The sequence below is a fragment of the Mucilaginibacter sp. genome, assembly GCF_035492695.1.
In the GTDB taxonomy this organism is placed as follows: Bacteria; Bacteroidota; Bacteroidia; order Sphingobacteriales; family Sphingobacteriaceae; genus Mucilaginibacter.
This window is the reverse complement of record NZ_DATJJC010000027.1, coordinates 1-24,437: the sequence shown is the minus strand read 5'-3', so window position 1 is coordinate 24,437 and position 24,437 is coordinate 1. Positions and strand designations below refer to the sequence as shown.

At 43.4% G+C, this 24,437-nt stretch carries 28 protein-coding genes; 17 read left to right on the top strand and 11 right to left on the bottom strand.

The genetic code is table 11. The features are described from left to right. Positions 1-2: 2 nt before the first annotated feature. On the bottom strand, positions 3-614 hold the full coding sequence (locus VL525_RS16415) for a fumarylacetoacetate hydrolase family protein (protein ID WP_325388126.1): 612 nt from the start codon (positions 612-614) through the stop codon (positions 3-5). A gap of 77 nt (positions 615-691) precedes the next feature. Next, positions 692-1,192 (bottom strand): T9SS type A sorting domain-containing protein, encoded by a 501-nt coding sequence (locus tag VL525_RS16410; RefSeq protein WP_325388125.1) that lies wholly within the window; start codon positions 1,190-1,192, stop codon positions 692-694. A 197-nt stretch (positions 1,193-1,389) separates the two neighbouring features. On the opposite strand from VL525_RS16410, the gene VL525_RS16405 reads away from it, so the two are divergent. Next, positions 1,390-3,336: a KUP/HAK/KT family potassium transporter gene (locus VL525_RS16405; protein WP_325388124.1), complete on the top strand. Its 1,947-nt coding sequence runs from the start codon at positions 1,390-1,392 to the stop codon at positions 3,334-3,336. A 30-nt stretch (positions 3,337-3,366) separates the two neighbouring features. Here the strand turns inward: VL525_RS16405 and VL525_RS16400 are convergent, their stop codons facing one another. Continuing rightward, positions 3,367-3,627, bottom strand: coding sequence for a SemiSWEET transporter (locus tag VL525_RS16400; RefSeq protein ID WP_325388123.1), 261 nt, complete (start codon positions 3,625-3,627; stop codon positions 3,367-3,369). Between the two features lie 35 nt (positions 3,628-3,662). Beyond that, on the bottom strand, positions 3,663-5,387 hold the full coding sequence (locus VL525_RS16395) for an amino acid permease (protein WP_325388122.1): 1,725 nt from the start codon (positions 5,385-5,387) through the stop codon (positions 3,663-3,665). A 74-nt stretch (positions 5,388-5,461) separates the two neighbouring features. On the opposite strand from VL525_RS16395, the gene VL525_RS16390 reads away from it, so the two are divergent. Next, positions 5,462-6,127, top strand: a complete 666-nt coding sequence (locus VL525_RS16390; RefSeq protein ID WP_325388121.1) for a phosphatase PAP2 family protein — start codon at positions 5,462-5,464, stop codon at positions 6,125-6,127. Between the two features lie 45 nt (positions 6,128-6,172). Here VL525_RS16390 and VL525_RS16385 read toward each other — a convergent pair whose 3' ends face one another. Beyond that, a complete protein-coding gene (locus VL525_RS16385; RefSeq protein WP_325388120.1) occupies positions 6,173-6,835 on the bottom strand; it encodes a hypothetical protein in 663 nt (220 codons plus the stop codon). Between the two features lie 338 nt (positions 6,836-7,173). On the opposite strand from VL525_RS16385, the gene VL525_RS16380 reads away from it, so the two are divergent. Both VL525_RS16380 and VL525_RS16375 read left to right on the top strand, forming a co-directional pair. Beyond that, positions 7,174-7,677: a hypothetical protein gene (locus VL525_RS16380; RefSeq protein ID WP_325388119.1), complete on the top strand. Its 504-nt coding sequence runs from the start codon at positions 7,174-7,176 to the stop codon at positions 7,675-7,677. After that, on the top strand, positions 7,652-8,191 hold the full coding sequence (locus VL525_RS16375; RefSeq protein ID WP_325388118.1) for a hypothetical protein: 540 nt from the start codon (positions 7,652-7,654) through the stop codon (positions 8,189-8,191). Before VL525_RS16380 ends, VL525_RS16375 begins: the two co-directional genes overlap by 26 nt. A gap of 61 nt (positions 8,192-8,252) precedes the next feature. Here the strand turns inward: VL525_RS16375 and VL525_RS16370 are convergent, their stop codons facing one another. Continuing rightward, complete coding sequence (locus tag VL525_RS16370) at positions 8,253-9,953, bottom strand: M3 family oligoendopeptidase (RefSeq protein WP_325388117.1); 1,701 nt, start codon at positions 9,951-9,953, stop codon at positions 8,253-8,255. Positions 9,954-10,101: 148 nt separating this feature from the next. Here VL525_RS16370 and VL525_RS16365 point away from each other — a divergent pair, with 148 nt between their 5' ends. Continuing rightward, positions 10,102-11,556 carry an Ig-like domain-containing protein gene (locus VL525_RS16365; RefSeq protein WP_325388116.1) on the top strand — a complete coding sequence of 485 codons (1,455 nt, stop codon included), beginning with the start codon at positions 10,102-10,104 and terminating at the stop codon, positions 11,554-11,556. Here the strand turns inward: VL525_RS16365 and VL525_RS16360 are convergent, their stop codons facing one another. The 4 genes from VL525_RS16360 to yihA form a co-directional block, all read right to left on the bottom strand. Beyond that, positions 11,557-12,486 (bottom strand): NAD-dependent epimerase/dehydratase family protein, encoded by a 930-nt coding sequence (locus VL525_RS16360; protein WP_325388115.1) that lies wholly within the window; start codon positions 12,484-12,486, stop codon positions 11,557-11,559. Positions 12,487-12,635: 149 nt separating this feature from the next. Then, a complete protein-coding gene (locus VL525_RS16355) occupies positions 12,636-13,241 on the bottom strand; it encodes a Crp/Fnr family transcriptional regulator (RefSeq protein WP_325388114.1) in 606 nt (201 codons plus the stop codon). Between the two features lie 74 nt (positions 13,242-13,315). Further along, the gene (locus VL525_RS16350) at positions 13,316-14,206 is read right to left on the bottom strand and encodes a UbiA-like polyprenyltransferase (RefSeq protein WP_325388113.1); all 891 of its coding nucleotides are present in this window, start codon (positions 14,204-14,206) and stop codon (positions 13,316-13,318) included. 1 nt (position 14,207) lies between these two features. After that, positions 14,208-14,837: a ribosome biogenesis GTP-binding protein YihA/YsxC gene (gene yihA / locus VL525_RS16345; protein ID WP_325388112.1), complete on the bottom strand. Its 630-nt coding sequence runs from the start codon at positions 14,835-14,837 to the stop codon at positions 14,208-14,210. 57 nt (positions 14,838-14,894) lie between these two features. Here yihA and VL525_RS16340 point away from each other — a divergent pair, with 57 nt between their 5' ends. Beyond that, positions 14,895-15,383: a VOC family protein gene (locus VL525_RS16340; protein WP_325388111.1), complete on the top strand. Its 489-nt coding sequence runs from the start codon at positions 14,895-14,897 to the stop codon at positions 15,381-15,383. Between the two features lie 150 nt (positions 15,384-15,533). Here VL525_RS16340 and VL525_RS16335 read toward each other — a convergent pair whose 3' ends face one another. Continuing rightward, positions 15,534-16,049 carry a DUF5683 domain-containing protein gene (locus VL525_RS16335; RefSeq protein WP_325388110.1) on the bottom strand — a complete coding sequence of 172 codons (516 nt, stop codon included), beginning with the start codon at positions 16,047-16,049 and terminating at the stop codon, positions 15,534-15,536. Positions 16,050-16,202: 153 nt separating this feature from the next. On the opposite strand from VL525_RS16335, the gene VL525_RS16330 reads away from it, so the two are divergent. The 11 genes from VL525_RS16330 (at position 16,203) to VL525_RS16280 (ending at position 24,279) form a co-directional block, all read left to right on the top strand. Further along, the gene (locus VL525_RS16330) at positions 16,203-16,706 is read left to right on the top strand and encodes a hypothetical protein (RefSeq protein WP_325388109.1); all 504 of its coding nucleotides are present in this window, start codon (positions 16,203-16,205) and stop codon (positions 16,704-16,706) included. 71 nt (positions 16,707-16,777) lie between these two features. Further along, on the top strand, positions 16,778-17,008 hold the full coding sequence (locus tag VL525_RS16325) for a hypothetical protein (protein ID WP_325388108.1): 231 nt from the start codon (positions 16,778-16,780) through the stop codon (positions 17,006-17,008). Positions 17,009-17,081: 73 nt separating this feature from the next. Continuing rightward, entirely contained in the window at positions 17,082-17,813 is a 732-nt protein-coding gene (gene ubiE / locus VL525_RS16320) for a bifunctional demethylmenaquinone methyltransferase/2-methoxy-6-polyprenyl-1,4-benzoquinol methylase UbiE (RefSeq protein WP_325388107.1), read from the top strand. 108 nt (positions 17,814-17,921) lie between these two features. Then, complete coding sequence (locus VL525_RS16315) at positions 17,922-18,650, top strand: outer membrane beta-barrel protein (protein ID WP_325388106.1); 729 nt, start codon at positions 17,922-17,924, stop codon at positions 18,648-18,650. 212 nt (positions 18,651-18,862) lie between these two features. Continuing rightward, a complete protein-coding gene (locus VL525_RS16310) occupies positions 18,863-19,621 on the top strand; it encodes an SDR family oxidoreductase (RefSeq protein WP_325388105.1) in 759 nt (252 codons plus the stop codon). A 147-nt stretch (positions 19,622-19,768) separates the two neighbouring features. Then, positions 19,769-20,215, top strand: coding sequence for a GatB/YqeY domain-containing protein (locus tag VL525_RS16305; protein WP_325388104.1), 447 nt, complete (start codon positions 19,769-19,771; stop codon positions 20,213-20,215). Between the two features lie 128 nt (positions 20,216-20,343). Further along, positions 20,344-21,111 (top strand): alpha/beta hydrolase, encoded by a 768-nt coding sequence (locus VL525_RS16300; RefSeq protein WP_325388103.1) that lies wholly within the window; start codon positions 20,344-20,346, stop codon positions 21,109-21,111. A gap of 1 nt (position 21,112) precedes the next feature. Then, positions 21,113-21,775, top strand: a complete 663-nt coding sequence (locus tag VL525_RS16295) for a CBS domain-containing protein (RefSeq protein ID WP_325388102.1) — start codon at positions 21,113-21,115, stop codon at positions 21,773-21,775. 99 nt (positions 21,776-21,874) lie between these two features. Then, on the top strand, positions 21,875-22,756 hold the full coding sequence (locus tag VL525_RS16290; RefSeq protein WP_325388101.1) for an NAD kinase: 882 nt from the start codon (positions 21,875-21,877) through the stop codon (positions 22,754-22,756). 9 nt (positions 22,757-22,765) lie between these two features. Continuing rightward, positions 22,766-23,551 (top strand): DUF6089 family protein, encoded by a 786-nt coding sequence (locus VL525_RS16285; protein ID WP_325388100.1) that lies wholly within the window; start codon positions 22,766-22,768, stop codon positions 23,549-23,551. A 212-nt stretch (positions 23,552-23,763) separates the two neighbouring features. Next, a complete protein-coding gene (locus VL525_RS16280) occupies positions 23,764-24,279 on the top strand; it encodes a biopolymer transporter ExbD (protein ID WP_325388099.1) in 516 nt (171 codons plus the stop codon). Positions 24,280-24,437: the final 158 nt, after the last annotated feature.

The following is a 24,437-nucleotide window of genomic DNA, read 5'->3' as shown; positions in this document are numbered from 1 at the left end:
GCTTATTTAACGTAGAAATCAAGCATTTTATCATTTTCAAGATAAGCTTCGAGGTGATCGCCGATATTTACCTTGCCTACGCCTTCGGGGGTTCCGGTGAAAATAAGGTCCCCTTTTTTCAAGGTTATGTATTGCGACACGAAGACAATGATCTGTTCGAAAGAGAACAGGAGGTCTTTGGTATTGCCTTTTTGCCTAGTTTGGCCATTGATGTTCAGGCTAAAATTAATATCGTATAAGTCGGAAAACTGCGATTTTGGTACAAAATTACTTATCGGCGCCGAACCGTCGAAAGCTTTGGCCAGTTCCCAAGGCAACCCCTTTTCCTTATGCCTTTGCTGTATGTCCCGTGCGGTAAAATCCACACCCAGCCCGATCTCATCATAGTAGTTCGCCGCAAATTTTTCGCCGATGTGCTTGCCTTCTTTGCACACCTTCAGAACGATCTCGATCTCGTGATGAACATCCTCCGAAAATTCAGGATGATAAAATGGTTTATTCTCCCGCAGGAGTGCGGTATCCGGTTTCATAAATATTACCGGGACGGCAGGCACAGGGTTGTTCAATTCTTTGGCATGTTCGGCGTAATTACGGCCGATAGCTATTATTTTCATAAGCGGATTAATCGAAATCCGAAATTGAACATTCGAAATCCGAAATTCAAATGAAATGCGAAATTTCTTTGATTAGATCACAAAACCGAGATCCTTTTGATAACCGATTCGGTACCGGCAACAACCCTGATGAAATAAAAGCCTCTCTGGAGTTTGTTGTTCAACGGGTAGGAAAAATTTTGTTCGCCCGAAGATATGCGCTGCGATGCAATGGTGATCAGGTCGTTCCCAAGTACATCCATTACCTTTACTGTAACCAGGCTTGTGCGCGAAACATTGCACTTAACGTTGATCTGGTCAGTTATCGGGTTTGGATAAACCTGCACATCGGTAAGCAATTTGTCGTCGGGCCGTGCAACATTTACTTTTTGAACTGAAACGGCAGCCGGCTTGATAGGGGGCAGCGTTAAATGCAAACCGCTTTTAAAGTAAGACGGGGCACTTTTGCTTGAGCCTATCTTCCCTCTGAAAAAATGAATGGTGGTATCGCTCTTTTGGAAGGCATAGGCAAAATTTATGGATACCGCACAAGCGACCATTATTATCCACGAAATCTTATAAGTATATTTTTGCCTCATACGCTAATTCACCTACAAAAGTATAAATAATGGACTCAGGAATTCAAAGAGGTTTAATATTATAAAAGATTTTAACAAAATTTAACAAAAAAAGATTTAATTCGTTCATATTTGCGCAATAATTATGAGAGGCAATAGCTTAACCACCAATTGTTAGGCTTACACAGTAATTATAAGGTTTTATTTAGATATAATAGGTGTCTCAACATAAGAATCTTCACAAACTGACAGCCGCTGGGCTACTGATCAGTCTGGGTATAATCTACGGCGACATAGGTACATCTCCGCTCTATGTATTCAAGGAAATAGTAGGAACAAACCCAATTTCAGAAACGTTAATACTGGGCGGGGTATCCTGCGTGTTCTGGACGCTCACGCTTCAAACCACTTTAAAGTACGTTGTAATAACGTTACAGGCCGATAACAAGGGCGAAGGTGGCATTTTTTCACTTTTCTCGCTGGTACGGCGAAAAGCGAAATGGCTTATAGTGCCGGCTGTGGTGGGCGGATGCGCATTACTTGCTGATGGTATCATAACACCGCCGATCACTATTTCGGCAGCGGTTGAAGGGTTGACAAGCTACTATCCCCATTTGCCTACTATGACGGTGGTAATCATCATTATCGCCGGCTTGTTCATCATCCAGCAATTTGGCACCTCGCTTGTTGGCAAGGCCTTTGGGCCGATGATGTTTATCTGGTTCACAATGATGGGAGTACTCGGTATGGCATTTATCATACAAATGCCTTCTATCATAAAGGCGCTGAACCCATATTACGCTATTCATCTTTTAACAGATCATTCATTCGACGCATTTTTGATATTGGGCGCCGTTTTCCTGTGTACAACCGGGGCAGAAGCGCTGTATTCGGACCTGGGTCATTGCGGGCGGAAAAATATCCAGATAAGCTGGATATATGTAAAAACCTGCCTGGTACTTAATTACCTGGGGCAGGCGGTTTGGCTGCTGCAACGTAATGGCAAAACCATTAACCTGAACCTGCATAATCCTTTTTATGAAATTATGCCACAATGGTTCCTGTTGTACGGAATCGGCATTGCAACTATCGCGGCTGTTATAGCCAGCCAGGCGCTTATTTCGGGATCATTCACACTGATAGCTGAAGCGGTGCGACTGAATTTATGGCCAAAGGTCAGGATCAATTATCCTACCGAACAGAAAGGCCAACTGTATGTGCCCAGCGTAAACTGGCTGTTATGCGCGGGCTGTATTGGGGTAGTGCTCCTATTTAAGCATTCCGAAAGCATGGGTGCAGCTTATGGACTGAGTATTACGGTAGCCATGCTGATGACGACGATATTGGTTTCCAAATTTCTTGCGAAAAGGAAGTTCCCTACATACATCATTGTCACTTTTTTGGTCGTGTACCTTGCTATCGAAATTACATTCCTTTCGGGTAACCTGGTTAAATTTATCAATGGCGGCTGGTTTACCTTATCGGTAGGCGCTGTGCTGTTCTCTGTTATGTGGACATGGCACATCGCACGTAAGATCAGGAACCGTTTTGTAAAGTTTATCGCCATAGAAGACTATTACAATATTATTAAGGAACTAAGCGATGACGAGACTGTACCCAAATACGCCTCACAACTGGTTTACCTTACCAGCGCTAATTTCAACTCAGAAATAGAGTCGAAGATCGTCTATTCTATCCTTCAAAAACAGCCAAAAAGGGCCGATGTTTACTGGCTGGTGCACGTTGATGTAGTGGATGAGCCTTACAAAAGGGAATACGAGGTCGACTTCCTGGTACCTAATAAACTTATCCGGATCGATTTTAAGCTTGGCTTCAGGGTCGAACAACAGATCAACCTGCTGTTCCGCAAAGTAGTTGAAGATTTAGTGAAAAAAGGCGAGGTAAATATTACGAGTAAATATAAATCGCTGAACCGGCATAAGATCGTGGGAGATTTCAGGTTTGTCGTTATTGAAAAGATCGTTTCCCGGTCTCAACATCTCTCGTTTTACGAGCGGTTCATTATGGCATATTATGCGCAGCTTAAACATTTCAGTTTGTCCGAGGAGCGGGGTTTTGGCCTCGACCTGAGTTTTGTTACAATTGAAAAGGTTCCGCTTATGCTGGCCGACCCGGAGACGGTGGAATTGCACAGGATCGATTAGTACCCGATAAATCGGCTGATAAAAAACAGGTTATTTGTACCTGATCTTATACACCAGGATGATACTTGCAAATATCATCGTGATCGCATTGGCAATCGTTACTGGCAGGCTTCCGCTCATAATACCATAAGCCAGCCACAGCATGGTTCCCGCCGTAAATAAACCGTACATGGCCAGCGAAATACCTGATGTATCTTTTGTTTGAATAGTTTTGATGGCCTGTGGCAAAAAAGAAACGGTAGTGCCAAAAGCAGCTAATAAACCGATGATATCTACCAGGCCAAAATGCATCTCGCCTAAATTAATCAATTACTGTTAGCAAATGATCAATTTTCATTAACGCCTATAGCGGTATGTTCTTTTGCGATGGTGCTATTTTTATAACTGTAGGAGAAATAAATAATGAGACCCACTACCAGCCAAACCAAAAAGCGAAGCCAATTGGTGTAACCCATTTCCGTCATCAGGTAAAGGCAGCTTAACAACCCCAGTACCGGTATAAGTGACAGATTCTTAATGAAAGACGTCACGGCCAAAGCAGCTGATAAGAGCAGAAAAATAAAGAAGGGAAAATTCTCGTGAACATTGCTGCCGGTAAATTTATCCAATATAAAACCACGGAAAAAATAGACAGCTGCAATAAAAAGAACAGGTACTATCCATTTGGAATTGATGTAAGGTAACTGAAACCGGCCCCTGCGATGCTTTCCTTCTTTCGGCAATAACAATACCCCGCCGCAAACCAGCACAAAAGCAAATAATGTACCTATGCTTGTCAGGTCGGTTACAATGGTGAGATTGAGGAATAATGCCGGCACAGCAACAACAAACCCGGTTACGATAGTAGCGAAGGACGGCGTATGATATTTGGGATGTATCTTCGAGAATATTTTAGGCAACAAACCATCGCGGCTCATGCTCATCCATATACGGGGTTGCCCTAACTGGAATATAAGCAATACGCTGGCCGTAGCAACTACAGCACTGATAGAAATGATATAGCTGATGTTATGCAGCCCAACTTTGGCAAATACAAATGCCAGCGGGTCGCCAACTTGCAGGTCCTTATAGCTTACCATGCCGGTAAGCACCAGCGATATCAGGATATAAAGTACGGTACAAATGATGAGTGAGTAGATCATCCCGCGCGGAAGATCCCGCTGGGGGTTATTACACTCTTCGGCTGTAGTGGATATAGCGTCGAAACCGATATACGCAAAGAAAACGCCAGATACACCCTTCATCACACCCTTAAAACCATTTGGCATAAAGGGATGCCAGTTTGCGGGTGTTACATAAAAGAAACCGATCAGGATCACACCTATAACAATGGCAATTTTCAAAATCACCATGGCATTGGTGGCTTTACGGGTTTCCCGGATGCCGACATATACCAGGTATGTAATAGCAATTACGATAGCAAGCGCAGGTAAATTGGCTATAAATTTTAAGCCGCCGATGCCGGGAGCGGTATCCCAGGCGGCTGCATCTATCTTTATCTTGTCGGTTATATCGGCCAAATGGTGGCTGGCCGAAAGTTGCAGCATATCTTTATGTGCATTAAAGGCAGTCAGGTAATCAGTAGTTACATACCGGGGTAGACGAATATGAAACCCTTCAAGCAAATTAACAAAATACTCGCTCCAGGATATGGCAACTGCGATATTCCCGATCGCATATTCCATTAAAAGGTCCCAACCGATGATCCAGGCTATAAGTTCGCCAAATGATGCATAAGCGTAGGTATATGCACTGCCCGCAACGGGTATGCGCGCTGCAAATTCGGCATAGCATAATGCGGAAAAACCGCACGTAATTGCGGTTATCACAAATAATATACTTACACCCGGCCCTCCCTGGAACGATGCTTCGCCAATGGTCGAAAAAATTCCAGCCCCAACTACGGCGGCTATACCCATAAGGGTCAGGTCTCGTACACGAAGTTCTTTTTTTAAATGCGGGTCGCCTGAATGTTCGCCGTCGCCAAAGCCGCTCGCTACATCGGATAATATTCTCTCTATCGTTTTCTTACGAAATATACTTTTCGACATTCAGTTATATTGAGTTTGGCTGACATCAAACATACTATTTTTTCACATTGAATTAAATAGCTAAACTTGCAGCCGTGGAAATTAGTTTGATAACCGTTTTACGAAGGATCAGGTGGATGGTTATACCTTACTTGCTGATTTTACTTATCTGCCTGGTTATCAAACTCACTTTTACAAGGCCCGAAATCTACTTTGCTGTTAATGGGTTAAACAGTCCTGCGGCCGATTTCCTTGCGCCTTACATAACTGACCTCGGCAATGGCTGGATGACGGTAGTTATAGCGCTGGTACTGCTTTTATTTAGTTACCGTAAGGCCCTTACAGTGGCAAGTTCTTATGCAATTACATCATTATTCGCCCAGGTAGTTAAGTATATTTTCGATCTCCCACGCCCGCAATTATATTTCGGCGACAAGATAAAGCACGCTCACTTTGTAAAAGGAGTATATATCCTTAGCTTTAACAGTTTCCCGTCTGGGCATACAGTTACAGCATTTACGCTGGCAGTGCTATTTACTTATTGGTGCAGAAGGAAAGCCTGGGGGCCCGTCTTTTTACTTAGCGCAGTACTGGTGGGGTATTCGCGCATGTACCTCAGCGAGCACTTTTTTGAAGATGTTGTGGCAGGTTCTGTGATCGGTTTTGTGTTAACTGTTATCTGGTTGCGCTGGCTCGATAGCCGGGCCTTTATTCAAAAACGCAGTTGGCAGAAAGGCCTGCTGGGGTTGATAAAAAAATAAAAGGGGCGGTAAACCCCTTTCTTTAGTCATTAAACAAATCTTCGATTATTCCAGTGATACGCTTCGCTTTCTTAAAAATACGAGCCAAACAATTACGAATAACACGATAATTCCGCCGCCTATCTCAAGTATCCGGTTAGTATTTCCTTCGGATACTGTTGAATTAAGGTCGGTGTACTGGTCGTTCCGTTGCAACTGTGGCGAAAGTTTGATTGATCCGAAATAGGCCCTGGATTCCGCTTTAACCAATTCTTTCCTTGTGTCTGGATAACCGAACTGTAGCGTATACGTAGCTTCTTTAGTGTATATCAGTACAAAATCGCGGTATTGGACGTTGCCACTGCCATCGTCGGTGATGAGCGTAAACGCTTTGCCCTTGAGCGTTCCAATGGTGGTGTCACGCACATTTTGAGCGCTGCCGTTGCCCGACTGCTTTTGAATACCGGCAACATATTTGTCAAACACCTTATTCAGGTCCTTCGCCTTTTTCAGCGGCTCATTGGTCCTGGCATTGGGCTCCACAATAGTGATAACGTAACCCAAATCGGTTGTGGCTGAAAATATATGCTGACCTAAAGTATCTTTCTCGTTATAATTGGCAGGCAATGAAACCGTTACAAGACTATCCATCTTGACGGGCTTAAATCCCTGTGCAAATACTGCAGTCGCTGAAAACAGTATAGCAAATAAAAAAAGTAGCTTCTTCATAGTCTCTAAATAACTTGCTGAAAGGCGAAAAGTTTTGGAAAAATGTGATCTTACACAATTGTCATAATATTATATCCCTGATAAAGAGTTTGTTATATCGATTAAAAAGCTGGTGTTTTTTACAATTGGCGGACACTTGAAATGCGATATAAGAGAAAATAAATCAACTAAAAGCATAGGAATTGATGAAGCAAACAGTAACTTTAGGTCTAAGAATCCGTACAAATGCGGGACTTAAACCTCTCCTTATTATCAGTCAAAATAATCGATCGGTTTTGTAGAGAAGGATACTGAGCAGAATTAACAATTAACAAAACATATAAAACAACAAACAACAAATGAAAAGGATCAAAACCTTACTACTACTTATTGCAATTTTTGGTGTAGTTACGCTTAACTCGTGCAAGAAAGACAAAAAAGAGGCTGTTGTAAGCTTAACCGCGGACCTCGACGGCACTGCCACTAATTTCAGCGTTTCGCCTGTAGCATTACAAGGGGCAGTGGATGGACAAACTTTTACGGTGATACAAGGCTCAACCTCAACCGGAGCTACTTTATCTATTACCATTGCAGGAAAGGTAACCGCAGGTAAAACTTATAGCGATGCCGCCACCAGTGACGACGACAAACCGTTGTTTTTATATGCCACATCGCCCACCGCTGACGATTATTTAAACGATGACGACGATACTGCAAATTTGCCAAGCATAACTATTACATCAGTAACGTCTACAACTATTGGCGGTACTTTTAAGGGTAAAGTCGGCCTGTTAAGCGAAGGCGCACAGGTAAAATCAATTACCAATGGCAAATTCCATGTCAACATTCAAACTCATCCATAATTCTGATATGATCAAAGCATCACACGTCTTATTGGTATTAGGATTGATCTTCACCGGAGCATCGTTCTCTTCGTGCAAAAAGGAAAAGAAAACAGACCCGGAGCAGGTTGCAAAGGGCACCGTAACAGCCGACATCGATGGTAAAGCAACTGACTTTAGCAAGTTTGCAATTTCACTTACAGGATCGTCTAACGGTAATGATTTTACGGCTATACAAGGCGATGCTGCCGATGGCAGTAGTATATCGGCAACGATATATGGCGCTGTAACCGCAGGCAAAACATATACTGTAAAGAGCGGTGAATTTGCTACCAACCCGGTAATATCCTATACGGCAAGTAATGGCGATACTTATTTGCCCGATTTAAGTTCGGAAAGCACACTCAGCGTTACGATAACTGCTGTAAGTACCTCTTCCATACAGGGCACTTTTAAGGGGGTTTTAAGTTATGTAGGAGCAGGTGATAAGCCGGATAAATCTGTAACTAACGGCAAGTTTAACGTGCAGCGTTAAATTTATCGGATAATGCAATATATCAGGCCCCGGCAGTTATTGTGCCGGGGCTTTTTGTGAATTACAACTTATCCATTTCGCCCTTCACAAACTCAGCCAATTCCTTTACATAACCGGCGCTGAAATCGAACCGGATGCCGGCCGTTTCATAAATCTCTTTAATGGTTTTGGTATAGCCAAGCTTTAAAGCATCAAGATATTGCTGTAGCCCTTTTTCAGGATTTTCCTTGTAGTTTTTCCAAACAGCAATAGCGCCAAGCTGCGCCATGCCATATTCGATGTAGTAAAAAGGCACTTCAAAAATATGCAGTTGCTTTTGCCACAAACTAGCTTCCGCTTCCTGGTGTGTGCTCCAATCGGCAAAGCTGGCGCCGAAGTTCTCAAATATTTGCAACCATGCTTCCGTGCGCTGTTCGTCGGTATGATTAGGGTTTGTGTATATCCAATGCTGGTACTGGTCAACCACGGCCACCCATGGCAGGGTCTTCAATACGTCAAACAGTTGATCGCGCTTGGCGCGTTTCAGGTCTTCTTCGTTGTCAAAATAGACATTCCAGTTATCCATCGAGATCAGCTCCATCGACATGGAAGCCAGTTCCGCAACTTCCGACGGGCAATGTTTAAAATCATTCAATTCAAGGTCGGCAGTAAGGAAAGTATGCACCGCGTGGCCTCCTTCGTGTACCATCGTGGTCAGATCGCGGAAAGTATTGGCCGAGTTCATGAAGATGAACGGCGCTCCGGTTTCGGCAAGTGGATAATTATAACCTCCGGGTGCTTTGCCTTTGCGGCTCTCCACGTCAAATAATTGGTTATCTTTCATTATCTCCAGCCTTTCGCCCAGGTACCGGTTAATATTACTGAAGCATTGGATTGACTTTTCGACCAGGTCATTACCGTCTTTAAAGGGTTTAAGGGCGGCCTTGCCTGATATGTCAACATCCAGGTCCCATGGCTCCAATTTATCCAAGCCTAAAGCAGCTTTACGTTTTTCTGCCTGCTCATGTAAGATTGGAACGATCTCTTTTTGAATAGCCTCATGAAATGCATAACAGTCCTGCGGGGTATAATCAAACCGGCCTAAAGCCTGGAACATGTAATCTCTGAAATTTTCGAAACCGGCATTTAAAGCTACTTTATGACGGAGTGCCCGAAGATGATCAAAGAGGTTGTTCAACTGGTCCTTATCCTGCAAACGGCGGGTGGTTATCTTTTCCCATGCCTCCTGCCTTTTACTTCGGTCAGTATCCTTCATCCTTACGGATGCCTGTTCCAGCGTAAATTCTTTGTCATCGATATATACCGACATCGAGCCGGTTATCGACTGGTATTTTTGCTGTTCAACCTGTATTTCGGTAAATATTGGAATGTTTTCTTCGCGGAAAAGTTCCAATGCCTTTTTTACACCACGTAAGTAGATGAAATATTTCTCTTCGTGCAATTGGTCAGCATATTCGCTGCCCACCAGTTTTTTGTTTAGTTCGTTGCTGTAAGGCGCTATTTTGGGTTCTATTTCTGTGGCGAAGTATTGAAATTTTTGCAGCAATTCCTCGTTGGCCGTATCGCAGGTCATGCGGATGTAGCGCCAGGCAAAGTCTTCCTCCAGAGCAGCCTCCAGTTCGCTGCGATCCTGCAGCCAATGCTCCAGGTCTTCAACCGAATTGATTGGACGATTAGTTAGTTCTTTAAAAAGCGGCTCCAGGTTTTCCCATTTAATATCCAGGTTCGCCGGAATGTATTTTCTTGTTTTCTTGTGTATCATGGTTTGTAATGTGCAGATATGCAAATGTGCAGATGTGCAAATGATAAAGCAAATGCAAAATCGGGCAATTCGAAAATTGTATTAATAATTATAACTGAATCGATGTTTTGCCTATATTGCAGCAATATTTATAACCAGATCTTATCAGATGAAATTCCTTTTACCCGTATTCGTTTTGATCTCCGTTTTTATTTTCTCCTGTAAAAAGCAGGGTTCCGACGGGCCCTCTGTTGGGACGATCACTTTTACAGGGCTACATACGGGCGACACCGTTAAAGGGACTTTGTCTGTCCAATTAACAACAACCGGCGGCCCTGCAATAAATAAAATAGCGGTCTATGCCAACGATTCTTTGATCACTACAATCAATACAGCACCCTACATTTTGACATGGAACTCACTTGGAGTGAATAATGGGAATTATAAGCTGAAAGCCGTTGCTTATGAAAGTAATGGGAAACAAGCGGAGGCCAGTTTGAATGTAGTGGTAAGCAATATCCTGATCACACTTCAGGTAGACCCAAACATTAACAGCATTTATACCGACATAATTTATGTCGTTACCGACTCGGCCGGAAACGTACTGACCTCAGTCAAATACAATGGTGAGAGCACTATTCCCATTGTATCGCCATATCCCGACCGTAAAAGCCGGTGTAGTGTGTTTGAGGTAAAAACCGACCCATCTCTTCAAACTTATATTACGGGGTATATGAGTATCCCGAAAGGTGGTGTGTGGGATTTGAGAGGTATTGGTAACACCAATCCGGATCATTGGTATAATGCAAGCCTAAACTTTACAAACTTCCCCGCATTTTCCAGGATGATCGTGAGCACCGATGAAATAGGTTTTAGTTTCCAGACACCCCAACAGGTTGGTAACATAACTAATTACGGGTTCTCTGCTACAACAAAAGAATTTGTGCAGTATGTCGATCCCAGCGACAATGGACATTATGGATTTTTCCCCCTCGATATTACCAGGTCTGCTACAACAATGAGTTTAAAGGACAGCACCTTTAACAATTCGACAAAAAAAACGCTGACAATAAATGGTGCCACAACTTTTAGCCTGGGTTTATATGGCAGGGGTAATGATAACTATTATTCTTACTATTTACTGGACCAGGTATATTCGCAAAGTTCTGGTTTGTCGTATTTTTACCCTAACAGCAACGACGTAAAGGATTATATCTGTAATGTATATTATGAACAAAATGGCTGGGCCTTTTCAACTGATTATGCCAGTTTACCGCCGGATGTAATACCTGGTTTTGGCACTGCTGCAACAATAAACAATAATAGTTTGCGCTCATTTAGTTTTACACCGCAGGGTGATCTTGATTATTATTCTGCCAGCTTTTCGGACGTAGCAGATAAAGTTTATGCCACTATATTCTCTCCGTCGGCTTTTACTTCATTTAAATTTCCGCAAATACTTAACCTAACCAATATTCCAAATTTACCGGTGAGTAATCTTAAACCATTTTCTTTCACCATGTTCAAAATGCCGGGTTTCATCGAAAGTAAACTACCCTACTATAACCCGAACGAATTCCCGGCGCTGACATTTCCATCTCAATCTGCAACAAAATATTTTTGATCAGTTATTTGGATAAAATGTTTCCGACATCAATTTTATCCCATCCTCGTACGGGGTTGGCTTAAAATTGAAAGCCTTTTCGAATTTGTCCGAATTGAAAATGTAGTCATGATTATATTGGTAATACATTTCGACTGTACCCATTACCACTTTAACAAATAGTCCGTACATCCATAGCATCGCCTTGTTGACAGCCATAAATTTGGGATCGACACCATAAATTTTTGCGGCCATTTCTATAAATTGATTACCGGTTAATGGTGCGGTTGTTGGCATGTGCCAGACCTGGTTATCGGTATTTGGGTTTTGCCCCAGTAAATACATGCCTTTTCCCATATCCGGTATATAGCTGAAATTGTGCAGCCTGTTTGGGTTGCCTATCCACTGCGCTTTTTGTTTTTGCGCATATTTATCAAGTACCATCATGTCGATAAAACTATTGCCATTTTCGGTGCCGTAAAAATCGGCGCCACGAGCTATGGTAGCGCGGATGTTGCCGGCTTTGGCTTCATCCATCAACTGCGTGGCTATTTTGGCACGTACTTCGCCTTTTTTGCTGCTTGGGTTATAAGGTGTAGTTTCCAGCATGGGACCGTTAACCAGGCCATAGCTATATACGTTATCAAAGAATATCAGCCTTGCACCTGTTTCTTTACCCAGGGTGATAAAGTTTTGCATGATGACCGGCCATTGCGCACGCCATACATTGATGTCATAAACCAGCCCGGCGGTAAGATAAATTACCTCCGAACCTTTCGAGGCTTCCAGTACCTCGTTAAAATTAAGCAGGTCGGCTTTTCTCCAGGTCGTGTTTTTGCCGGCCGGCTGAATAGGTTTGCGGCTCACCAGCCGTACGGTTTCATTATTACTTTCTAATTCGCGGGTTAGTGCATTTGCTACCGGCCCGCCGGCTCCTAATATGGTATGCATGATCTTTTCCTTTTTTTGTATGACACAAATGTACCGGGGCCAATTCGCTTAAAACGTTAACAAAAGATAACAAATAAGACCGAAAGTCGGAAAGTCAGGGGTTCTAAATTCTGGAAGTTATTTAATTCTGAAAATTCTGATTCAGATAATTACTTCGCCGTTGCCAGCACTCTTCTCCTTATCCGCGAAAGCGAAACAGGGGTAATGCCCAAAAAGTTGGCAATATAATGCTGCGGCATACGCTGTAGTATCTCGCAACCCGTGCTTAACAGGTTCAGGTAGCGTTCTTCAGGGGTTTGGGTGATAAAGGAAACCACACGATCCTCGTAGCAACACAAATAATGTTCGGCTACCAGCCTGCCAAATCGTTCCATTTTATAGGCCAGCATCGGATTGTTCAACATCTCATCCATATCCTTCCGGGTGAAGGTGATCAGTTTGGTGTCTTCCAGTGCCTGAATATAAGTATAGCCGGGTAAACCGGTGAGGTAGCTTTTGTAGGAACTCACAAACTCATTTTCAAAGCTGAAATAGCCGGTTATATCCTGCCCGTCTTTCATGTGGAAATAGCGGACTGCGCCCGCCACGATAAACCCGACTTTATCACATACGTTTCCATATTCGGCAAAGTAATGCTTCTTTTTTAAGGCGCTAAAGCTTAGGTGCTGGGAGAATAATATCCATTCAGCCTCGTTAAAATCGATATATCGCTTAAGGTGCTCCCTGAAAATAGCCAGCGCTTTGGATGTGTCCATACACAAACTTAGCGCTTTTTAATTCAATTCAGAACCTAAGAAATGTCCCATTCAACCGTGCGGTTGTGAGCTTTCTATAAGTGAATGTTGATATCAAATGATGCATTTCCGTGAAGAATCAAGAACCTATCCAGTAAAAAGAAGGCAGCAAACACTACACTGGCAATACCGTTGGTAGTCATAAAAGCGAAGTTCACCCGGCTCAGGTCATTAGGCTTTACCAGTTTATGCTGGTAAATAAGCATAGCGCAAAAGAAGGCAATACCAGCGTAATATGGCCAGCTTACCGCAGTGAAAAATATAGGCGCAATAATAAATGCAGCCGACAACACATGAAGCATGGTTGAAAGATTCAGTGCATTTTCCTTGCCCAGCCAGGCAGGTATCGAGTGTAATTGCTGTCCGCGGTCGAAGTCCTCATCCTGCAAAGCATAGATAATATCGAACCCGCTTACCCAGCAAAGCACGGCTAATGAATAAAATATCGGCAATAAGGCAAAGCTGCCCGTTACCACCAGGTAAGCGCCTATCGGCGCAAGGGACAAGCCCAGGCCAAGTACTAGGTGGCATAAAGCAGTAAATCGCTTGGTGGCGCTGTAGCACAATACAACTAAAAGGGCAACAGGCGACAGGTAAAAACACAGCCTGTTAATAAAGAAAGTAGTAATAACCAGCAGTAAGCAATTGATAATGGTAAAAGTCAGGGCCGATGAGGCGCTTATCCGGCCGGCGGGTATATCCCGTTGTTTCGTGCGCGGATTTATGGCATCGATATCGCGATCAAGGTAGCGGTTAAATGCCATAGCTGAATTACGGGCGAACACCATACAAAGCAGCATCATTACCAGCTTTACCCAATTGAAATGATTCTCCGTAGTGGTTACAGCCAGGAAAAAGCCGATAACGGCAAACGGCAGCGCAAATATGGTATGTGCAAAAAGTACGAGTGAAAAATATTTTTTCATGCTATTTATAAAACTCCGGGCTAAATTCCGGCACAACAAAGTTCTGATTTATTTCATTAATAAAACCAAGCACTTCATCGCGCCCGGCCTGTAATTCAGCTGATGTGATAAAAATGCCGGGCACTTCATCAAAAGTTGCTAAAAGCGCCTTCTTAAACCTGGCCACATTCTGGTCGGTTTTTATGGACGACTGCTTGTCGGCTTTGGTGAACACCAGCACAAAAGGCAAACCTTTTTCGCCAAGCCAGTTGCAAAATTCCAGGTCTATCTTCTGCGGTTCAAGGCGACTGTCTATCAGTACCATCACGCATTGCAGGCTCTCGCGCTTATCCAGGTAGGTGCGAATGAACTTGTTCCAGTCCTCTTTTTTGCTTTTGGAGATACGTGCATAGCCGTAACCAGGCAGGTCGACCAGGTACCAATTCTCATTGATCAGAAAATGATTGATGAGTTGTGTTTTACCTGGTGTTTGCGAAGTTTTAGCGAGCCCCTTCTTACCGGTCAGCATATTGATGAGCGACGATTTACCAACATTTGACCGGCCGATGAAAGCATACTCCGGCTTTACCGGTGGCGGTAATTTTGATATTTGGGTGTTGCTGCAAATGAATTCGGCAGATTTTACAATCATCGTACAAAGTTAGAATTAGTTTGCTGTAAATTTGATGTTATAACATATAATTTAAATATGGAAAATTATAAGATTCCCGCCAACACCCGCATAGGTCATGTGCATTTAAAGGTAAGCGACCTGCAACGGTCGCTCGACTTTTACTGCGGACTGCTTGGTTTTGAATTGATAACCCGGTACGGCACCCAGGCTGCGTTTATTTCGGCAGGGGGGTACCATCATCATATCGGGTTAAACACCTGGCACAGCAAGGGGCAGCCACCTGCGCCGGTTACGGCTCCGGGTTTGTTCCATACTGCTATACTATATCCTGAGAGGAAAGACCTTGCTATTGCCCTTCAACGGCTGATAGATGCTAAATACCCCATCACCGGCGCATCCGATCATGGCGTATCCGAGGCTATTTATTTGGACGATCCCGACGGAAATGGGGTTGAACTATATTGGGACCGCCCCAAAGACGAATGGCCGCTGGATGATGAAGGCAATTTGACCATGTATACTCAGCATTTGGATATGCATGGGTTATTAGCACTGGCTAAGTAAATGTAAGCTAAGCCGGATCATGGTTAACATGGTTAACACAATTTCGCGCGTAGTTTGTTTAAATAACTCATTATCAATGACTTAAATATGAAACCCTCTAAAGTGTGTTAACCATAAATGTTAAACGTTTGAGGGTTTCTCGCGAGGCCATCACCTTAACACCAGGTTCAAACCAACAGTATAATGATCCGGTGATGAATTAATGACGCCTGGCTGTAGGTTGAAGGCGGTAAAGCTGCGTTTCTTTTTGGCCAGGTGATAGGTTTTGTTCAGCCAGTTTGCTGTTACCGGTGCGTCAATTACTGAATAGATATATGCTGCAAACATTGGGACCAGCAATGCGGCTGTAACCGCATCGTGCGGGCGGTGGTTGGAGTTATACGGATCGACGCGATGGTCACCGACGTATGCTTCCGCCGCCCCAAATGACAGGGCAAAGGTGCCGAACAGGATACCTGCCTTTAGCCCTTGTTTGTTATAAACCTGCCCCAGGCCCGGAATATATACCGATAAAAGGCCGGCCAATACCGGGCTGCGTTTATGAATATTGCAATATTTCAACGGAACGTATACCGAATCAACCGTTTTAGCGGTATCAACTTGTTGCGCATGAGCGGCGAATAATAAAAGGCAAAAGACGGCGGATAAGTAAAGCTTTTTGGTCATGGTTAGGTTTTGCAGTGAATATAGCCTTAATTTTAATTACGTGGAGCAATGTGGAATTATAACAACTCCAAATAATAGTCATTAAGCATTGGGCATTTTAATGGTACGTTGTTTAGCAATAGAAATCGGTAACTTCGGCAAAGCCTTACCGCAATGAAAAAGATCGCATTAATAACCTTGTCGGAAACTGTCCTAATAATTGTCGCGTCTTGTACAAATAATTTGCCTGATAAAGCGAAAGCGCAAAACGCTGTCGAGCATTATCTTGATACTTTGTATAAAGGCAGTAAAGTTGACATAAGGGGATTTACAGATTTTGGGACGATGAAAGATATGTGGGAAAAAGAGAAAAAATGGACTTATCACTGGGATACCGATTTTTTTAAACGTCATCCAAAAATATCTGAGAAAGAGCGCGTTCAATGGAGAGAATCAACCGATAAGTATTATGCTGAAAAAATCAACTTCTACAGCGGGTATCGGATAACGTGCTATTATAATATAGATTTTAAAAAACACGAGGACATTTTTTGGATTTATAACGATTTCAAAACGGTGCAAACGGAAATGTACATTACTTTATTACACAAGCGGGAGGAGCATATGCACCCTTTCATAGCAAGAAATGTCACGGTTGTTACGCCATATCATAAGTGAGGTAAGACAGCGTGTTACAGTGATAAATCGCAAATCAAAAATGGCGTATTTATTAATCGTAAATTGCCGATATGAATAGAACATATAATGCGTTGGATTTGCAAGAGGCAAAATCCAACAATACTTTAAAAATAGGTGACCATGTTACTTACGATCCCATAAATCCTATAGAAAATGGTGATTTTAAGACCTTAGAATCTTTCAAGAAATTCTTAAGCCGAATCTCTACCTTTAAGCATTTGATCGGCGAAGATTATACAATGAGCTGGAGATTTTATGAGATCACAGAACTTAAAGATTAACGAAATAGTTCAAAAATTGTAGGCTCCTATTTCTGCAAATCTCATTCACCCAAATAACTATCTTTGCCCGCAAATGAGCAAAACCGTTACGCCGTATACCGATCAGCAGGGCACCAAAAAAGAACAGGTGGCCGATATGTTCAATAATATATCTAAAACCTACGATTTCCTGAACCATTTCCTTTCGCTGGGTATCGATATCATCTGGCGCAAAAAGGCTATTAATGAGCTGAAAAAGGATCAGCCTAGACTGATATTAGATGTGGCCACGGGTACCGGCGATTTTGCTTTTGAGGCGCTGAAGATACTGAAGCCGGAGAAGATCATCGGTGTGGATATTTCGCGCGGGATGCTGAATATAGCCGAACAAAAAATAGCCAAACGCAACTTAAATAACCATTTTGAAGTAAAACTTGGCGATTCGGAAGGATTACCGTTTGCCGCTGATGAGTTTGACGCGGTAACTGTGGCTTACGGCGTGCGTAATTTTGAAAATTTGGAGAAGGGCCTGGCGGATATTTTCAGGGTGCTGAAGCCAACCGGTAAAGCTGTGGTTTTGGAGTTTTCGAAACCCAAAGTGTTCCCGGTAAAGCAGTTGTATAACTTTTATTTCAATTATGTAACACCGGGCATCGGCAAGCTGTTTTCCAAAGACGCAAGAGCGTACACCTATCTGCCCGAATCTGTCGCCGCTTTTCCGGATGGTAAAAGTTTTACGGCATTAATGGATAAGGTCGGCTTTAAAAATACCAAATGCAGGCCGTTGGCGTTTGGTATCTGTTCGATATACACAGGCGTTAAATAAATTTAAAAAGATAATATCGAACACCGAATATCGAATGATGAATAATGAAGTAAACTTCTGCATTCAGGATTCGATCTGCCGGTTGGCGAACGATACTAAAAATCAATTATGGTAAAAAGGTACCTGCTACTCGTTATCATGCTGTTGTTTGGCAAAATTGCTTTTGCCCAGGTACCGGCATGGGGTGGCAACGCCGATTTGCAGGATTACAGTTTTGGGTTCACCTTCCAATACGTTAACAGTTATTTTAAAATTGATAAACGGCCCGACTGGCGCAAGCCGTATTTCGATCCGGGCGTAAACCGCAATATCACCGATTCGGTAAACAGCATCAGTTCGCCGGGTGCGCCGGGATTTGCAGTTGGCTTCCTGGCACGTTACAGTTTGACGGATTTTTTGGAGATACGCACTACGCCCTCGCTGGTTTTTGCCGACAGGACACTTAAATACACCTATGCCGACCCATCGCAGGATCAAAGTAAAGCGGTACAATCCACCAGTCTTGATCTGCCGGTATCATTCAAGCTTAAATCGGAACGGATACAGGACTTCAGGGCCTATATGCTGGCCGGAATAAAGTATAGCATGGCTATCGGTTCAAAAAAGAATAATCCTGACATCGACCCGTTGGATGCTATCGTGCGCAACAAAAGCGGCTTCGGTTCGTACGAACTTGGCCTGGGGTGCGACATTTATTTCGAATATTTCAAATTATCGCCCGAGATAAAAATATCCAACTCGTTCGGTAATGTGCTGATACCCGAGGATAATCCCTTTGCGACACCTATCAGCAAACTATCGCTGCACACGGTTACATTCAGTTTGATCTTCGAGTAGCAAAGAGTGTACGAGCCAACATGTCAGGGGACTTCAACAGTTTCGACGCACCGGGCGCATAAGGTTTTTTCGGCTGATAATATTATCTTAATCGCTGGTTAAGAATACTGACGTTTACATCATTTTCTTAAAGACGACGAAGTTTAAGGGGACTTTCGCACTGAAAAAATCGATATTAAATGGCTAATTTTGTAGCGGATTACTACTTACCTATGTCTAAGATCGCATTAATTACGGGCGCCACTGCCGGGATCGGTGAAGCCTGTGCTCATGTATTCGCCCGTGAACGTTATGACCTGGTACTCACCGGTCGCCGGGCCGACAGGCTCGACACTATCGCCAAACAATTGATGACAGAATATAATGTAGGTGTAAAAACGCTTGCTTTCGACGTGCGCGACCGGGAAGATGTGATCAGCAAGCTCGAAGAGTTGCCTGATGAGTGGAAACAGGTAAACGTGCTGGTAAATAATGCCGGCCTTAGCCAGGGACTCGACCCCATTCAAAACGGCAGTTACGATGATTGGGAAACCATGATAGACACCAATGTAAAAGGGCTGCTTTACGTTACCAAAGTAGTGTCGAACTGGATGATCGCAAATAAACAGGGGCATATCGTTAATCTCGGATCGATAGCCGGTAAAGAGGTTTATCCTAACGGCAATGTGTATTGCGCCAGCAAACATGCGGTTGACGCCTTAAATAAAGGCATGCGTATCGATCTGCTGCCTCATGGTATACGGGTTACCGCCGTTCATCCCGGTGCGGTGGAAACGGAGTTTTCGCTGGTGAGGTTTAAGGGTGATAAGGCCCGAGCTAAAAAAGTTTATGACGGTTTTGAACCGTTGGTAGCGATGGATGTTGCCGAAACGATATGGTTCGCGGTATCGCGGCCGGCGCATGTAAATATTAACGAGCTGACCATTATGCCAACTGCCCAGGCTACGGCTACGAATATTTTCAGGAAATAGGCGAATGTGCATATTCGCAGATGTGCAGATGTGCAAATGATTCTTAAATTTGACCGGAAAGTAAACCCAAATAACCTTCCGGACTTTCGGTATTTCCGATTTCCGGACCAATCATTAATTTAATAATTCAGTAAATCAATAATTGAGATGCTCATCAATCAAATAGACCAGGATATAAAGCAGGCCATGCTTGGCAAGCAGGAAGCGCGTTTACGCGGGCTTCGGGCTATCAAATCAGCATTGCTGCTTGCCCGTACCGAAAAGGGCGCCTCCGAAGATATCTCGCAGGAAACAGAGATCAAAGTATTGCAAAAGCTTATTAAACAGCGCAAAGAATCGGCAGATATATACAAACAACAGAACCGCGAAGATCTTTATAAGATAGAAGCGGAGGAAATGGAAGTGATAGAAGCATACCTGCCAAAACAAATGGAACGCAGCGAAGTTGAAGCTTATTTGAAGGATCTCATTACCCGCGTAGGGGCCGCTTCCATAAAGGATATGGGTAAAGTTATGGGCGCAGCCAACAAGGAACTGGCCGGTAAAGCCGATGGCAGAACCATTTCGGAGCTTGTTAAAGAATTGTTAAATTGAGCAAAATAAATAGCATTTATTGTTGCAACTAAGTTTCAATAAACTATTTTTATAGCGGATAAATTAATAATTATACCAGATTTGATTTTGGTATAAGCAAAATTATATACTTAGCTTTTACAAAGGATATGGATTTCGTGCTTAAAGAGGAAAACGGTTTCAGTTATATCGATGAGGGCGAAGGCGAAGTATTGCTACTACTGCACGGTTTGATGGGAGCGCTAAGCAATTGGGAAAAAGTGATAGACGAGTTTAAGGACGATTACCGTATTGTTATTCCCATGTTGCCTATTTACGACCTGCCTTTGCTAACCACCGGCGTAAAAACACTGGCCAAATATGTGCACAAGTTTGTAACCTATATGGGGCTTAAAGACTTTACCCTGCTGGGTAACTCGCTGGGTGGGCATGTGGGGCTTATTTATTGCACCAATCACCTGGAGTTTGTAAAGGCGCTTGTGTTAACAGGCAGTTCGGGATTATATGAAAATGCTTTCGGGGGGTCGTTTCCGCGCCGCGAAAGCTATGATTTTGTGAAGGAAAAAGTAGAATATACCTTTTACGACCCAAAAACAGCCACAAAAGAGCTGGTTGACGATGTTTTTAAAACAATTAACGACCGTAACCGCGTAATAAGGATACTGGCGATGGCTAAATCAGCTATTCGCCATAATATGGCAAAAGAACTGCATAGGATAACTATTCCGGTTTCGTTGATATGGGGCAGGAACGATAAGATCACACCGCCGGATGTGGCGATAGAATTTAATCATTTGCTGCCAAATTCGGAACTGCACTGGATAGACCAATGCGGCCACGCAGCCATGATGGAACAGCCCGAAGAATTTAATAAACATTTAAGGGCTTTTTTGGATCGTGATAAAGTAAAGGCTTGATATGCTTGCAATTGAACTAATAGCAGATGCGATACCACCGGTGCACACTTCGGATACCATCCAGAAGGTGATGGACCGTATGGTGGAGTTCCGGCTAAGGCACCTGCCCATAGTTAACGAAGAGCAGTTCCTGGGTTTGGTTTCAGAAAACGACCTGGTAGAGGAAAGCGATTATCAAACCCCGATAGGTGCATTGGCATTGTCGCTGGTTAATCCCTACGTGCTCGAAGATCAGCATATATACGATGTGATCCGGTTGTTTTATGAACTGCAGCTAACCGTGGTTCCGGTGCTCGACGTTAAAAAGAATTACCTGGGGTTGATCCCCATCAATATGATGAACGAGTATTTTGCTACGCTTACTTCATCGTCTGAACCGGGCGGTATCATTGTACTCGAGATCAGTAACAAAAACAATTCCCTTGCCCACATGGCGCAGATCGTCGAGTCGGACAACGCCCAGGTACTAAGTTCTTACGTACGCACTTTCCCCGATTCAACCAAAATGGAGGTTACGCTCAAGGTAAATAAAGTAGACATATCGGCCATTATAGCCACCTTTATGCGTTACGAATACAACATAAAAGCTACCTTTAATCATAGCGACGACAACGACGGTTCGAAGGATCGGTACGATTCACTGATGAATTATCTTAATCTGTAAATTAGCTTATAGCCGATGGTTCATAGTTCATAGCTATTCCTGATATTTGCAGAACTTCATGGCCATGAACTGTTAACTATGAACCATTAACCCCACCAAATGAGAATAGCTATTTACGGCCGGCCGTTTAACGACTTAGCGGTAATTCCATACATACAGCAGGTATTTGATAGCCTGGCTCAGCATAAGGCCGAGATATATGTGCATCAACAACTGCACGGCTACCTGGAAGGTAAAATAGTCAACGTAAAATATCACGTACTACAGAATCACGGCTTCATCAGGAAGCATATCGATGTGTTTCTAACCCTGGGCGGCGACGGGACATTACTGGACATGGTTACGCTTATACGCGACACCGGCATACCCGTTATTGGCATCAACTTTGGCAGGCTTGGATTTTTGGCCAGCGTTAATAAAAGTGATATAGCGGCTGCCATTTATGCTGTAATGCACAAGGATTTTACCCTCGATAAGCGCGAATTATTACAGATAGATTCGGACGAAAAGATCTTTGGTGATGACAATTTTGCACTCAACGACGCTACTTTTCATAAACGCGATGATGCAGCAATGATCACGATACATGCCTCGCTAAACGGCGAGTTCCTGAATTCATACTGGGGCGATGGCATCATCATATCAACTTCAACGGGATCTACCGCTTACTCCCTGAGCTGTGGCGGCCCTATCATTTTTCCTGCATCAAACAGTATAGCTATTACGCCCATCTCCCCCCATAACCTTAATGTGCGTCCTATCGTATTACCAGACAGCAGCACGCTTACTTTTGAAGTAGAGTGCCGCAGCGCCAATTTCCTGGTCTCATGCGATTCCAGGACGGCGATCATTGAAAAAACGATGAAGTTCCACATCCGAAAAGCTGATTTTAGCCTTAACCTCATTCGTTTGAGTAATGAAAGTTATTTATCCACGTTAAGGAACAAACTATTGTGGGGATTGGATACCCGCAATTACTAATTTTGCCGGATGCCCAAATTTGTAGTCGTTTTTATCCTGCTTTTCACTTCTGTTAATTTACAGGCGCAAACCTGGGAATTGGGAGGCAATGTGGGTGCAGCAGGCTATATGGGCGATCTGAACCCAAACAATCCTTTAAAGATAAGCGGTGTATCGTTAGGCGGCTTTGTCGCCCGAAACTTCGACGGCTACTGGTCGGCCAAGCTCAAATACACGTTCGGAACAATAGCTGGCGCCGACAGTACCTCGTCCAACCCGCAATTCAGGCAGAGAAACCTTAGTTTTTCGACGGTGTTGAATGAATTGAGCCTGATGGGCGAATTCAACCTGTTTAAATATATACCCGAGGCAGGGCAAAACAGGTTTACACCTTTTATATATGTCGGTATTGGTATAGTAGGGTATAACCCCAGGGCACGATACCAGGGACACGATTACGACTTGCGGCCGCTAATGACCGAAGGACAATCCAAACCATACTCAAGTGCGGCTATCACTATTCCTTACGGGGTAGGGCTAAAATATAACTTTTCAGGCAAATGGAACTTTATCGCCGATATCGGTTATCGCCACCCAACTACCGACTATTTGGATGACGTTTCCGGCGTCTATCCTGATAGAACCAAATTATCTTCTGATTTATCAAGGGCATTGTCTGACCGTTCGGGCGAAAACACAGGCGCCTATATCGGCTCGCCAGGCACCCAGCGTGGCGACCTTCGCCCCAGGGATACCTATATGTTCATCAATGTGGGCATTTCCTTTACTTTCGTGACAAGCAAGTGCTATTATTAGCAGTATTTTCATAAAATTCAAATAAATATTTTGTTTAATACAATAAACTCAAAATATAATTCGTTTTAGATGTATATTTTGGATACAGAGGTTTGTAGCCTTATCCCAAAAGGATCTTTTTTAGTTGTTGGAAAGATCCAGGCCCCTCTCCAATCGGGGAGGGGCGGGAGAAGGCCCGAATCGATAGTCCAGATCACCTAAAACTTAAAATTATGGCAGAGTTAGTTGCTTCCGAAAAAAACGGTAAAAGAAACTCGCTGAAAAAGCTTCCTCCCCGTATCGATTTCACCGCGATGGTCGATCTGGCTTTTCTGCTGATCACATTTTTTATCCTGACCACATCCCTGAAACAGCCCAGAGCGATGGATTTGACCATGCCTGTAGGTCCAGCTGGTCCGGTGGGAGAGAGTTCGACCATGACTATTTGCCTGGGCAAAAACAATAAAGCATTATGCTATCTGGGGATGCCCGAGCGTCCGTTAAGTACACCATTACTTGTTGACTACGACAAAGCGGGACTCAGGCAAGCCATCCTCAACATGAAAAGTAAGATATTAAAAACTACGGGTAAATCGATGATGGTCGTTTTAAAGCCAAGCGCCCACTCTCTATATGATAATTTGGTCAATACAATTGATGAACTTAATATCACCAGTGTGCCCTCGTATGCCATAGCCGATATTTCGCCAAAAGATATCGACCTGTTAAAACAAAAAAACGCTTATTAAACCACCTAAACCTTCACTGCCGCCGGCCTTTAAAAGGTTGGCGGCTTTCTTCGTTACCCCTGTTTTTTCAGGCATTTTTCTTTTTTGCCCGCATACTAAAAAAGTACAAAGTAAGTTTTACCTTTGTACCCTGAAAAAAACACGGCTTAAGTGATTGA

What these genes read in the sequence shown, in the direction of transcription:
- VL525_RS16415 (WP_325388126.1), bottom strand. Translation starts at nt 614, where the DNA reads ATGAAAATAATAGCTATCGGCCGTAATTACGCCGAACATGCCAAAGAA.
- VL525_RS16410 (WP_325388125.1), bottom strand. Translation starts at nt 1,192, where the DNA reads ATGAGGCAAAAATATACTTATAAGATTTCGTGGATAATAATGGTCGCT.
- VL525_RS16400 (WP_325388123.1), bottom strand. Translation starts at nt 3,627, where the DNA reads ATGCATTTTGGCCTGGTAGATATCATCGGTTTATTAGCTGCTTTTGGC.
- VL525_RS16395 (WP_325388122.1), bottom strand. Translation starts at nt 5,387, where the DNA reads ATGTCGAAAAGTATATTTCGTAAGAAAACGATAGAGAGAATATTATCC.
- VL525_RS16385 (WP_325388120.1), bottom strand. Translation starts at nt 6,835, where the DNA reads ATGAAGAAGCTACTTTTTTTATTTGCTATACTGTTTTCAGCGACTGCA.
- VL525_RS16380 (WP_325388119.1), top strand. Translation starts at nt 7,174, where the DNA reads ATGAAAAGGATCAAAACCTTACTACTACTTATTGCAATTTTTGGTGTA.
- VL525_RS16375 (WP_325388118.1), top strand. Translation starts at nt 7,652, where the DNA reads ATGTCAACATTCAAACTCATCCATAATTCTGATATGATCAAAGCATCA.
- VL525_RS16370 (WP_325388117.1), bottom strand. Translation starts at nt 9,953, where the DNA reads ATGATACACAAGAAAACAAGAAAATACATTCCGGCGAACCTGGATATT.
- VL525_RS16365 (WP_325388116.1), top strand. Translation starts at nt 10,102, where the DNA reads ATGAAATTCCTTTTACCCGTATTCGTTTTGATCTCCGTTTTTATTTTC.
- VL525_RS16360 (WP_325388115.1), bottom strand. Translation starts at nt 12,486, where the DNA reads ATGCATACCATATTAGGAGCCGGCGGGCCGGTAGCAAATGCACTAACC.
- VL525_RS16355 (WP_325388114.1), bottom strand. Translation starts at nt 13,241, where the DNA reads ATGGACACATCCAAAGCGCTGGCTATTTTCAGGGAGCACCTTAAGCGA.
- VL525_RS16350 (WP_325388113.1), bottom strand. Translation starts at nt 14,206, where the DNA reads ATGAAAAAATATTTTTCACTCGTACTTTTTGCACATACCATATTTGCG.
- yihA (WP_325388112.1), bottom strand. Translation starts at nt 14,837, where the DNA reads ATGATTGTAAAATCTGCCGAATTCATTTGCAGCAACACCCAAATATCA.
- VL525_RS16340 (WP_325388111.1), top strand. Translation starts at nt 14,895, where the DNA reads ATGGAAAATTATAAGATTCCCGCCAACACCCGCATAGGTCATGTGCAT.
- VL525_RS16335 (WP_325388110.1), bottom strand. Translation starts at nt 16,049, where the DNA reads ATGACCAAAAAGCTTTACTTATCCGCCGTCTTTTGCCTTTTATTATTC.
- VL525_RS16330 (WP_325388109.1), top strand. Translation starts at nt 16,203, where the DNA reads ATGAAAAAGATCGCATTAATAACCTTGTCGGAAACTGTCCTAATAATT.
- VL525_RS16325 (WP_325388108.1), top strand. Translation starts at nt 16,778, where the DNA reads ATGAATAGAACATATAATGCGTTGGATTTGCAAGAGGCAAAATCCAAC.
- ubiE (WP_325388107.1), top strand. Translation starts at nt 17,082, where the DNA reads ATGAGCAAAACCGTTACGCCGTATACCGATCAGCAGGGCACCAAAAAA.
- VL525_RS16315 (WP_325388106.1), top strand. Translation starts at nt 17,922, where the DNA reads ATGGTAAAAAGGTACCTGCTACTCGTTATCATGCTGTTGTTTGGCAAA.
- VL525_RS16310 (WP_325388105.1), top strand. Translation starts at nt 18,863, where the DNA reads ATGTCTAAGATCGCATTAATTACGGGCGCCACTGCCGGGATCGGTGAA.
- VL525_RS16305 (WP_325388104.1), top strand. Translation starts at nt 19,769, where the DNA reads ATGCTCATCAATCAAATAGACCAGGATATAAAGCAGGCCATGCTTGGC.
- VL525_RS16300 (WP_325388103.1), top strand. Translation starts at nt 20,344, where the DNA reads ATGGATTTCGTGCTTAAAGAGGAAAACGGTTTCAGTTATATCGATGAG.
- VL525_RS16295 (WP_325388102.1), top strand. Translation starts at nt 21,113, where the DNA reads ATGCTTGCAATTGAACTAATAGCAGATGCGATACCACCGGTGCACACT.
- VL525_RS16290 (WP_325388101.1), top strand. Translation starts at nt 21,875, where the DNA reads ATGAGAATAGCTATTTACGGCCGGCCGTTTAACGACTTAGCGGTAATT.
- VL525_RS16285 (WP_325388100.1), top strand. Translation starts at nt 22,766, where the DNA reads ATGCCCAAATTTGTAGTCGTTTTTATCCTGCTTTTCACTTCTGTTAAT.
- VL525_RS16280 (WP_325388099.1), top strand. Translation starts at nt 23,764, where the DNA reads ATGGCAGAGTTAGTTGCTTCCGAAAAAAACGGTAAAAGAAACTCGCTG.